The 9,598-nt window shown below is 73.3% G+C and carries 10 protein-coding genes; 3 read left to right on the top strand and 7 right to left on the bottom strand.

Annotation, left to right across the window (positions count from 1 at the left end; genetic code table 11):
• Positions 1–31 precede the first annotated feature (31 nt).
• Positions 32–454, bottom strand: coding sequence for a D-aminoacyl-tRNA deacylase (dtd, locus tag ACPFP2_RS20760; RefSeq protein ID WP_424090823.1), 423 nt, complete (start codon positions 452–454; stop codon positions 32–34).
• A 103-nt stretch (positions 455–557) separates the two neighbouring features.
• On the bottom strand, positions 558–2,042 hold the full coding sequence (locus ACPFP2_RS20755; RefSeq protein ID WP_424090822.1) for a DUF7059 domain-containing protein: 1,485 nt from the start codon (positions 2,040–2,042) through the stop codon (positions 558–560).
• 188 nt (positions 2,043–2,230) lie between these two features.
• Here ACPFP2_RS20755 and ACPFP2_RS20750 point away from each other — a divergent pair, with 188 nt between their 5' ends.
• The gene (locus tag ACPFP2_RS20750) at positions 2,231–3,454 is read left to right on the top strand and encodes a S8 family peptidase (protein ID WP_424090821.1); all 1,224 of its coding nucleotides are present in this window, start codon (positions 2,231–2,233) and stop codon (positions 3,452–3,454) included.
• A gap of 129 nt (positions 3,455–3,583) precedes the next feature.
• Here ACPFP2_RS20750 and ACPFP2_RS20745 read toward each other — a convergent pair whose 3' ends face one another.
• The 5 genes from ACPFP2_RS20745 to ACPFP2_RS20725 all read right to left on the bottom strand — a co-directional run bounded on the left by ACPFP2_RS20745 (position 3,584) and on the right by ACPFP2_RS20725 (position 8,537).
• On the bottom strand, positions 3,584–4,660 hold the full coding sequence (locus ACPFP2_RS20745) for an ABC transporter ATP-binding protein (RefSeq protein WP_424090820.1): 1,077 nt from the start codon (positions 4,658–4,660) through the stop codon (positions 3,584–3,586).
• Positions 4,657–6,258 carry an ABC transporter permease gene (locus ACPFP2_RS20740; protein ID WP_424090819.1) on the bottom strand — a complete coding sequence of 534 codons (1,602 nt, stop codon included), beginning with the start codon at positions 6,256–6,258 and terminating at the stop codon, positions 4,657–4,659. Before ACPFP2_RS20740 ends, ACPFP2_RS20745 begins: the two co-directional genes overlap by 4 nt.
• A 1-nt stretch (position 6,259) precedes the next feature.
• Entirely contained in the window at positions 6,260–7,318 is a 1,059-nt protein-coding gene (locus tag ACPFP2_RS20735) for an iron ABC transporter substrate-binding protein (protein WP_424090818.1), read from the bottom strand.
• A 242-nt stretch (positions 7,319–7,560) separates the two neighbouring features.
• Positions 7,561–7,749 (bottom strand): DUF397 domain-containing protein, encoded by a 189-nt coding sequence (locus ACPFP2_RS20730; protein WP_424090817.1) that lies wholly within the window; start codon positions 7,747–7,749, stop codon positions 7,561–7,563.
• Entirely contained in the window at positions 7,737–8,537 is an 801-nt protein-coding gene (locus ACPFP2_RS20725) for a helix-turn-helix domain-containing protein (RefSeq protein ID WP_424090816.1), read from the bottom strand. The genes ACPFP2_RS20730 and ACPFP2_RS20725 overlap by 13 nt, the downstream gene beginning before the upstream one ends.
• A 549-nt stretch (positions 8,538–9,086) precedes the next feature.
• Between ACPFP2_RS20725 and ACPFP2_RS20720 the strand changes: the two genes are divergently transcribed.
• Both ACPFP2_RS20720 and ACPFP2_RS20715 read left to right on the top strand, forming a co-directional pair.
• Positions 9,087–9,230: a hypothetical protein gene (locus ACPFP2_RS20720; protein ID WP_424090815.1), complete on the top strand. Its 144-nt coding sequence runs from the start codon at positions 9,087–9,089 to the stop codon at positions 9,228–9,230.
• A gap of 11 nt (positions 9,231–9,241) precedes the next feature.
• Positions 9,242–9,478 carry a flavin reductase gene (locus ACPFP2_RS20715; RefSeq protein WP_424090814.1) on the top strand — a complete coding sequence of 79 codons (237 nt, stop codon included), beginning with the start codon at positions 9,242–9,244 and terminating at the stop codon, positions 9,476–9,478.
• Positions 9,479–9,598: the final 120 nt, after the last annotated feature.

Below are 9,598 nucleotides of genomic sequence, written 5' to 3'. Positions count from 1 at the left end.
GGCAGGGCAGGGGGGGTGGGGTGGGGAGGGGCTAGAGGTCGAGGAGGATGGTGCGGGGGCCGACGTTCACGCTCTCGACGAGCATGTGGGCGCGGAAGCGGCCGGTCTCGACCTTGGCGCCGCGCTCGCGCAGCGCCTGCACGACGGCGGTCACCAGCGGCTCGGCCACCTCGGCCGGGGCGGCGGCGGTCCAGGTCGGGCGTCTGCCCTTGCGGGCGTCGCCGTAGAGGGTGAACTGGCTGACCACCAGCACCGGGGCGCCGGTGTCGGCGGCGCTGCGCTCCTCGTCGAGGATCCGCAGTTCATGGATCTTGCGGGCCATGGTCTGCGCCACCTGAGGGGTGTCCGCGTGGGTCACCCCGAGCAGCACCAGCAGGCCGTCGGCGATCTCGCCGACCACCTCGCCGTCGACCGTCACGCTCGCCCGGCTCACCGTCTGCACCACCGCCCGCATCAGCGGACCCCCCTTCGACCACCCGACGCCACCCGCGTCACCGTCGCCACCGTCGCCGCCCGGACGCCGGGCCCGTCGGGCGAGGCCACCGACGCCACCCCCGTCACGGCGTCACCGGTTCGATGATGCCGCGCTCCACGAGGTGCGCCACGATCGGGCCGGCGGCGTCGGCCAGCTCGTCCGGGGTGACGTCGTGGGCGGCGGCGAGCAGGGCGAGCTGGTCGCGCAGCGGCAGCCGGCCGTCGGCCCCGCCGACCAGGGCCAGCACCAGCGGGTCGACCTCCTCGCTCCAGCGCAACCCGTGCGGCATCGCCAGGACCTGCCGGTCCACCGCCCAGCCCTCGTCGCCCATGGTGGCCTCCTGCCGCAGCTGGAGCCCGTCGGCGGCCCGGTAGCGCTCGGCGAGCAGCGCGTCGGTGTCGCGTACCCGCAGGAAGTCCTGGCGGTCGAACCAGGCGGCGATCCGCTCGCCCATCGGCGGCTCCACCCGCTGGCGCAGGTCCTCCACCCGGACCACCGGATCGTCGTGGCCGGAGCGGCGCAGCGAGACGATGCCGAAACCGATCGCCTCCACCTTGTGCGCGTCGAACCAGTCCAGCCAGGCGGCCATCCGCTGCGGGTCGGCGGCCTCACCCACGTCGGTGAGCCAGAGGTTGACGTACGCCATCGGGTCGGCCACCTCGCGCTGGATCACCCAGGCGTCCAGCCCGGTGCCGGCGAACCAGCCGGCCACCCGCTCGTCCCACTCCTCGCCGGCCACGTGCACCCAGTTCGCCAGGTACTGCATGGTGCCGCCCTCGGTGAGCAGGCCGGGCGCGGCGGCGGCCAGTTCCGCGCCGATCGCGTCGCCGACCCGGCCGGAGTCGCGGTAGACGTGCGTGGTGGTGCCGGGGCCGACCACGAACGGCGGGTTGCTCACCACCAGGTCGAAGCGGCGTCCGGCGACCGGGGCGACCATGTCGCCGCGGAGCAGCTCCCAGTCCTGGCCGTTGAGGGCGGCGGTGGTGGCGGCGAAGCGCAGCGCCCGCTCGGAGACGTCGGTCGCGGTGACGGCCTCGGCATGGGTGGCCAGGTGCAGGGCCTGTACGCCGGAGCCGGTGCCCAGGTCCAGCGCGGTCCGCACCGGCCGGCGCACGGTGGCCCCGATCAGCGTCTGGGTGGCCCCGCCGATGCCGAGCACGTGCTCGGCGTGCAGCGGTCGGCCGGGCCGGGCGCTGGCCGGCACGTCGGCGAGCACCCACCAGTCGTCCCCGTACGGCTCCAGGTCGACCCCGGCGCGCAGGCCGTCACCGTGCCGCTCGACCAGCCCGCCGGCGAGCGCCTCGGCGAGGTCGAGCGGGGCGAGGGCGGCGGCCACCGCCGCCTCGGATTCGGTCTGGTCGCAGATGAACACCCGGATCAGGGTGGCGAGCGGGTCACGGTCGGAGGTGGCGCGCAGCGCGGCACGGAAGTCGTTTCGGGCCACCCCTCCGGTGGCCTGTGGGCCGAGCCGGCCGGCGATGCCGTTGGAGGTGAAGCCGGCCCGGTCCAGCGCGGTACGCAGCGCCTCGACGCCGGCGGGGGAGAGCAGCATGTCGTGTCGTTCCACGGGGTCATCCTGCCTGCCCACCGCCCCTTGTCGGCCGCCACCCGTGAGATCCATACCGCGACCTTGATTGATAGATTGGTATCTCTTTCATGTTCATCGATGCCTGGCTAGCATCTGCTCCAACATCCGTCGATGGGCGTCCCGGGGGTCATCAGCCTGCCAGGACGTACCGGATAGGGAGTCAGTCGATGTCAGCTGTGCCCGTTGCCCGGCGCCGTGTGGTCCGCGCGCTCGCCGTGACGGCCGCCGCGGCGGCCCTCGCCGCCGCCGCCTCCACCCCCGCCCTCGCCGCCCCCACCGGCCAGATCCGCTACGCCGGCGCGGCGGACGCGATCAGCGGCAGCTACCTGGTCGTGCTCAAGAGCGACGCCGTCGGGGCCGCCAACAGCCTCGCCGCTCGCACGGCCGTGCCGGACCGCGCCACCGGCCTGGTCAAGCGGTACGGCGGCAGCGTCGGCGACGTCTACGACGCCGCGCTGACCGGCTTCAGCGCCACGATGAGCGCCACCCAGGCCCGCCGGCTCGCCGCCGACCCGTCGGTCGCGTACGTCGAGCAGGACCGGGTGGTGACCGCCCAGGCCACCCAGTCGAACCCGCCGTCCTGGGGGCTGGACCGCATCGACCAGCGCAGCCTGCCGCTGGGCCGCAGCTACACGTACCCGAACACGGCCTCGAACGTGCGGGCGTACATCATCGACACCGGCATCCGGACCACCCACACCGACTTCGGCGGCCGGGCGAGCTGGGGCACCAACACCGTCGACAGCAACAACACCGACTGCAACGGCCACGGCACCCACGTCGCCGGCACCGTCGGCGGCACCCGGTACGGGGTGGCCAAGGGCGTGCGCCTGGTCGCGGTCAAGGTGCTCAACTGCTCCGGCAGCGGCAGCACCACCGGCGTGGTCAACGGCATCAACTGGGTGACCCGCAACGCGGTCAAGCCGGCGGTGGCCAACATGAGCCTCGGCGGCGGCGCCAGCACCTCGATCGACAGCGCGGTGAGCAGCTCCATCAGCGCCGGGATCAGCTACGTCGTCGCGGCCGGCAACTCCAACGCCAACGCGTGCGGCTACTCCCCGGCCCGGGTCGGCGCGGCGATCACCGTCGGCTCCACCACCAGCACCGACGCCCGCTCGTCCTTCTCCAACTACGGCTCCTGCGTGGACATCTTCGCCCCCGGGTCGAGCATCGTGTCGGCGTACCGGACCAGTGACACCGCCACCAGCACGCTCAGCGGCACCTCGATGGCCTCGCCGCACGTGGCCGGCGCCGCCGCCCTCGTGCTCTCGGCCAACCCGTCGTACACCCCGGCGCAGGTGGCCAGCTCCCTGACCACCAACGCCACCACCGGCAAGGTGACCAGCCCCGGCTCGGGCTCGCCGAACCGGCTGCTCTTCGTCGTCAACTGACGACCGCACCGACGCGGCCCGGTGGACCCCACCCCTGTCCACCGGGCCGCGTCCTGTCGTTCGCGATGATCGACACGCCGCAATCCGTGTGGATCCGGTGCGGGAACGGGCCGACGGAGGCCGGAGTGGTCAGCCGACCGGGAGGGCCGGCGCGTCCACCGGGGCGGGGCTGGGCGGGGCCGGCCAGGCCCGGGCCCGGCCCTCGACGTGCACCGCCACCTCGGCGCCGACCGGGGCCGGGTCGCTCTCATCCCAGGTCCGGGCGGTGACCCGGGTGCCGTCGGCGAGCCGCAGGGCGATCAGCGCGTCGTGGCCGTGGAAGTCGTGGCGCAGCACCGTCGCGGTCACCGCCGCCTCCGCCGAGACCGGGGTGAGGCGCAGCTGCTCGGGACGGACCAGGACGGTCACCGGCCCGTCCGGTGTGGCTCCCGAGATCGGCAGGACGCCCAGCGGGGTCCGGGCGGCGCCGTCGGTGGCGACCGCCGGCAGCAGCACCGCGTCGCCGACGAACCCGGCGACCCACTGGTCGGCCGGCTCCCGGTAGAGGGCGGTGGGGGAGCCGCTCTGCACGACCCGCCCCGAGCGGAGCACCACCACCCGGTCGGCCACCGACAGGGCCTCGCCCTGGTCGTGGGTGACCAGCACGGCGGTCGCCCCGTCGGCCCGCAGCGCCTCCCGGATGTCGTGCCGCAGTCCGGCCCGCAGCCCCGCGTCGAGGGCGCTGAACGGCTCGTCCAGCAGCACCAGTGACGGCCGTGGGGCGAGCGCCCGGGCCACCGCCACCCGCTGTTGCTGGCCGCCGGAGAGCTGGTGCGGCATCCGGTCGCCGTACCCGGCCAGCCCGACCAGGGCCAGCACCTCGTCCACCCGGTCGCCGTGCCGGGCCGCCCGGTCCAGGCCGTACGCCACGTTGGCGGCCACCGTGAGGTGCGGGAAGAGCGCGCCCTCCTGGGGCACCACGGCGATCCGGCGGCGGTGCGCCGGCAGGTGCCGACCCGGGCCGGCCACCTGGTGCCCGTGCACCCGGATGGTGCCGGCGTCCAGCCGCTCGAAGCCGGCCAGGCAGCGCAGCAGGGTGGTCTTGCCGCACCCGGACGGGCCGAGCACGGCGGTCAGCGCGCCGGCCGGGACGGTGAGGTCCACCCCGTCCAGCGCGGTCACCGGGCCGTACCGCTTGACCACCCCGGTCAGCACGACCTCGCTCATCGGTCCTCCTTGTCGAGCAGGCCGCCGCGGGCGACCAGCCACCAGGTGGGCAGTGCCGAGATGGCCACCAGCAGCGCCGCGTACGGGGCGGCGGCCGCGTACGCCCCGACGGAGGTGGCCGTCCACAGCTCGGTGGCGAGCGTGTCCGTGCCGGTCGGGCGGAGCAGCAGGGTGGCCGGGAGTTCCTTCATGCCGGTGAGGAAGACCAGCGCCGCGCCGGCCCCGATGCCGGGCAGGGTCAGCGGCAGGGTGACCGTCCGCAGCACGGCCAGCGGCCCCCGGCCCAGCGAGCGGGCCACCTCCTCCAGACCGGGCGGTGCCTGGGCGGCCGCCCCGGCGACCGAGCCCACCGCCAGCGGCAGGAAGAGCGTGGCGTAGGCGAGCGCCAGCAGCCACGACGTCTGGTACAGCGGGCGGGCCACGGTGATGCCGAAGAAGATCAGCGACAGCCCGATCACCACGCCGGGCAGCGCGTGGGCCAGGTAGGCGAGCCGGTCCAGCACGGTGGCGACCGGGCCGGGGGCGCGGGCGGTGAGCAGCCCCAGCGGCAGGGCCAGCAGCATGGTCAGGGCGGCCCCGGCCAGTGAGATCCACAGCGAGTTGCCGGCGGCGGTGGCGACCTCGGTCAGCGCGCCCGGGCGGGACACGCCGCTCACCAGCCGGCGGGCCAGGCTCACCGCCGGCACGCCGAGCGCCAGCGCGGCGACCGCGACCAGGCCCGCGAGGGCCGGCCAGCGGGCCGCGCCGAGCGTCAGCCGGGTGGCCGGGCGGCGGGCGCCGCCGAGTCGGGCGTACCGGGCGCCGCGCCGGCGGGTGGCCGTCTCGCCGGCCAGCAGGAGTACGGTCAGCGCCACCAGCACGCAGGAGAGCACCAGCGCGCCGGTGCGGTCGAAGCCCAGGTCGAAGGCGACGAAGATGGCCCGGGTGAAGGTGTCCGCCCGCAGGATCGACACCGCGCCGAAGTCGGCGAGTACGTAGAGCGCGACCAGCAGCGCCCCGGCGGCGGTCGCCGGGCGGATCTGGCGCAGCGTGACGTCGGTGAAGGTGCGCCAGTCGCCCCGGCCGAGCGATCGGGAGACCTCCTCCTGCGCCGGGTCCGCGCCACGGAGGGCGGCCGCGACGGGCAGGAAGACGTACGGGTAGGAACAGAGGGTCAGCACCAGCGCCGCCGGCCAGAAACCTTCGAGCCGGTCGATGGTGGAGACCCAGGCGAAGGCGGCGATGTAGGTGGGCACGGCCAGCGGCAGCGCGGCGAGCACCGCGAAGAACCGCCGGCCGGGCAGGTCGGTGCGGGTGACCAGCCAGGCGGTGCCCACCCCGAGCACCACGCAGGCGGCGGTGACCACGGCGGCCAGCCCGAGGCTGCGCGCCGCGAGCAGCCCGACCCGTTCGGTCCACAGCTCCGCGCCGATCCGTGCCGCGCCGGCCTCGGCGGTGCGCACCGCCAGGTAGACCAGGGGGATCAGGGCGACGGAGACCGCGGCGGTCGAGGCCACGAGCAGCGCCGGGCGCGGGGCCAGCCGGCGCCACCGTCCGGGTACGCCGAAACGGGCCGGCCCGGGTCGGGCCGGCCCCGCGTCGGGGGTGGTGACTGTCATGTCAGGGGACGAGCCCGGAGTCCTTGATCAGGGTGATCGTGGCGTCCAGGGTGTCCAGGTCGTTGAGGTCGATGTCCGGGGAGTCCAGGTCGGCCAGCGGCGGCACGCCGGCCGGGGCGGTGACGCCGGTCACCACCGGGTACTCGAAGGTCTGCTCGGAGAAGTACCTCTGCGATTCCGCGTTGAGCAGGAAGTCGACGAAGGCCCGGGTGTCCGGGTCCTCGGCGGAGCGCTTGAGCACGCCCACGCCCGCGACGTTGACCAGCGCCCCGGTGTCGCCGCCGGGGAAGAAGTGCAGCTTCGCCTTGAGCCCGTCCGGCGTGGTGCCCTTCTCCTTGGCGATCTCGCCGACGTAGTAGTGGTTGACCAGCCCGACCGGGATGGTGCCCTTGTCGACGTCCTCGACGATCTTGACATTGTTGTCGCGGATCTGCGGCTCGTTGGCCTTGAGGCCGGCGAGGAAGTCCTTGGCCTTCTGGTCGCCGTGCTGCACCCGGATCGCGGTGACGAACGCCTGGAACGAGGCGTTGGTCGGGGCGACGCCGACCTTGCCCTTCCACTTCGGGTCGGTCAGCTCGAAGACCGACTTCGGCAGTTCGGCGGCGGGCACCTGGTCGACGTTGTAGGCCAGCGTCCGGGAGCGGGCGCTGACGCCGACCCACTGGCCGTTGCGCGCCCGGTACGCCTGCGGCACCTTCTCCAGGTCGGCGGCGGGCAGCGGGGCGAACATGTCGCGCTTGGCGACCGCGCCGAGGGCGCCGGCGTCCTGGGCGAAGAAGGCGTCGGCGGGCGACTTGTCGCCCTCCTCCAGCAGCTGCGCCGCGAGCTGGGCGGTGGTGGCGTACCGGGTCTTGACGGTGATGCCGGTCTGCTGGCTGAACTTGTCCAACAGCGGCTTGACCAGGTTCTCGTTGCGGCCGCTGTACACCGTGATGGTCTTGTCGCCGGGCTTGCCCGGGTCCCCGGCGTCGTCCTCGCCGGAGCCGCAGGCGACCAGGCCGAACGAGAGCAGGCCGGCGGCGGTGAGGGCCGCGAGAGACCTGCGGGCGGGGACGGGCACGACGTACTCCTTCGCTCGATCGACGGGCGGCCCCGTCGACGCTCACGAAGTTAGCACAGCCTAACCTCAGACTCGATCGGCCCTGGTGATGGGTGGGCCGGCCCACACCGGCCCGCTGCCCCGGTCGCCGGCCTGCTGTCCGATGGCGCTTGCCGCCGAAGGTGGGCGGACCATCCCAGCCGGGAAGGAACGTCCCGAACAGGGCATCGCCGGGCCGGCTCCCGCCTCGCCTGCGGTGCTGATCAGTGCTGCTTGGCGAAGCGGACGAACGCCGTCCAGGTCTGCGGGGCGAAGATGAGCACCGGCCCGGCCGGGTCCTTGCTGTCCCGGACCGCGACGACGCCGGGCAGGTTGTCGGCGACCTCGACGCACGACCCGCCGTTGCCGCCGGACTTCGTCGACTTCCGCCACTGAGGGGTCAGTGCGTCCATGACTTGGCTACTTCCTTGATGAGGTCCATTGACTGTCGGCGGGGGAGTGCCTCGTTTCGCACGATCTCCCACGTCTTGGCCAGCCTAGCAACGTCGGCTGACGCATCGACGATCTGCGCTCTGAGCTGGTTGTCCGCATGGGCGATCCTTGTGCCGTCGGGCAGCTCGGCGATGATGAACTGACCCGCCAGCCCGAGGTACATCCCGGCGTCGGTAGGCACGACGTGCACCTGGATGTGCTCTCGCTGGGCCAGCTCCGCGAGGTGGTCGAGTTGTTCCGCCATGAGACCCGGCTGGTCGAGCACCGGCCGGCGGAGCACGGTCTCGTCCACGACGGCGATGAGTTGGGGCGGCTGCTCGCGGTGCAGCACGGCCTGCCGCTCCAACCTGGCCGTGACGAGCCGGTCGACCTCCTCCGTCGTGAACCGGCCGCCGGCGAGGGTGGCCCGGGCGTACCGCTCCGTCTGGAGCAACCCCGGCAGATAGGACAGTTCGAACCAGCGCAACGTGGTCGCCTCGCGCTCGAACTCGATCCACTCACGTAGCCAGGTCGGTGTCGCGTCCAGCTTGGCCAACTCCTGGAGCATTCGCAGGTAGCGCCCACCCGTGTCATGGCGGTCGTCGATCACCGTCATGTACTCCCGGGTCGGCGGCCTGCCGCCGGTCTCGACTGAGCTGACGTGCGACCCGGAGTAGCCGATGCGGCGGCCGAAGTCGTCCTGGCTCAGTCCGAGTGAGGCGCGGAGCAGTCGCAGCTCGTTGAGCACGTAGCCTGTAGCGATCCCCATCTATTCCCCAGTTTCTGCTCAGTTGCGCCGGGTGTGTCTCTCACGACTGCTCATTCACTGCCCTGACCTGCGCGAATGGCGTGAGTTCGTATCGACGGTAGTGGCGTCCTAACCAGACTGTCACTACCTGTGGCCCACACTTCTTCGCGATCACCGCGAACGACCGTGGCGCGCTCAGGTCCCCCTTGTTGACAATCTGGAGGAGGTCGACGTGCGTTTCGTATGGTTCCGTTGCCGGACTCGAGTGCTGCCGGTGCTGCCGGTGTTGCCGCAGCGTGTGCGTGGCACCAGCCTGCCCGAGTGGATGCGGCAGCCCACCCGGCCGATACCGCTCCAGCGGCCTGGGAGCCCTGGTCGGTTGACGCGGGCGCAGGAGTGGCGGGCGAACGGGGGTCGGTGGTGAGGGAGTTGGCGGGAGTGCTCGCGGTCAGCGGTCACATCGGTTACCACCCGGGGTGGGACTGTGAGACCTGCGGTGAGCCGTGGCCCTGCCCGACGTTCCGGGCGATCCCTCGGCAGCGGTTGGACGTGGGGGCGCTCATTCCGGTGATGTCGTTGCTGTTGCGGGGTGCGATCCGGGATCTGCGGGGGCGTGTGGAGGGGCCGCAGCCGCCGGAGATCGTGAAGCGGTTCCTGTGGTTCCTGCCGTTGAGTGACGACGAGGCGCGGGCGATCGCGCTGCGGCTGCGGTGATGGTCGGTCGGGTGATCCCGCACGTGCCGATGCGTCCGTTGTGGCGCTGCCGCAACTGCGGCGCCGAGTGGCCGTGTCAGCCGGCCCGGCTGGGCCTGTTGGTGGAGTACCGGGGCGATCGCACGGCGCTGCTGCTCTACCTGGGTGCGTTGATGGTCGAGGCCCGTGACCAACTCGCCCAGCTCAACCCGGACCGGGCCCCGGACCTGCACGATCGATTCCTCACCTGGGCCCGGGTGCGCGACTGACCCGGATGGCCGGGGTCGCGGGCTGCTGCTCGGGCGTCCGGAGCGGGCGGGCGTCCCGGGGCGGCGTCCGGGGCGAGGGCCGGGATCTGCCGCCGGGAGGAGCGGGAGGGGTCTGCGATC

The organism is Micromonospora citrea (assembly GCF_049629545.1).
Lineage (GTDB): Bacteria > Actinomycetota > Actinomycetes > Mycobacteriales > Micromonosporaceae > Micromonospora > Micromonospora citrea_A.
The sequence above is the reverse complement of the archived record's forward strand: the minus strand, read 5'-3'. Positions and strand labels throughout refer to the sequence as shown.

Coding starts and splice junctions, on each gene's coding strand:
- dtd (WP_424090823.1), bottom strand. CDS start 454: ATGCGGGCGGTGGTGCAGACGGTGAGCCGGGCGAGCGTGACGGTCGAC.
- ACPFP2_RS20750 (WP_424090821.1), top strand. CDS start 2,231: ATGTCAGCTGTGCCCGTTGCCCGGCGCCGTGTGGTCCGCGCGCTCGCC.
- ACPFP2_RS20720 (WP_424090815.1), top strand. CDS start 9,087: ATGTCGTTGCTGTTGCGGGGTGCGATCCGGGATCTGCGGGGGCGTGTG.
- ACPFP2_RS20730 (WP_424090817.1), bottom strand. CDS start 7,749: ATGGACGCACTGACCCCTCAGTGGCGGAAGTCGACGAAGTCCGGCGGC.
- ACPFP2_RS20745 (WP_424090820.1), bottom strand. CDS start 4,660: ATGAGCGAGGTCGTGCTGACCGGGGTGGTCAAGCGGTACGGCCCGGTG.
- ACPFP2_RS20725 (WP_424090816.1), bottom strand. CDS start 8,537: ATGGGGATCGCTACAGGCTACGTGCTCAACGAGCTGCGACTGCTCCGC.
- ACPFP2_RS20740 (WP_424090819.1), bottom strand. CDS start 6,258: ATGACAGTCACCACCCCCGACGCGGGGCCGGCCCGACCCGGGCCGGCC.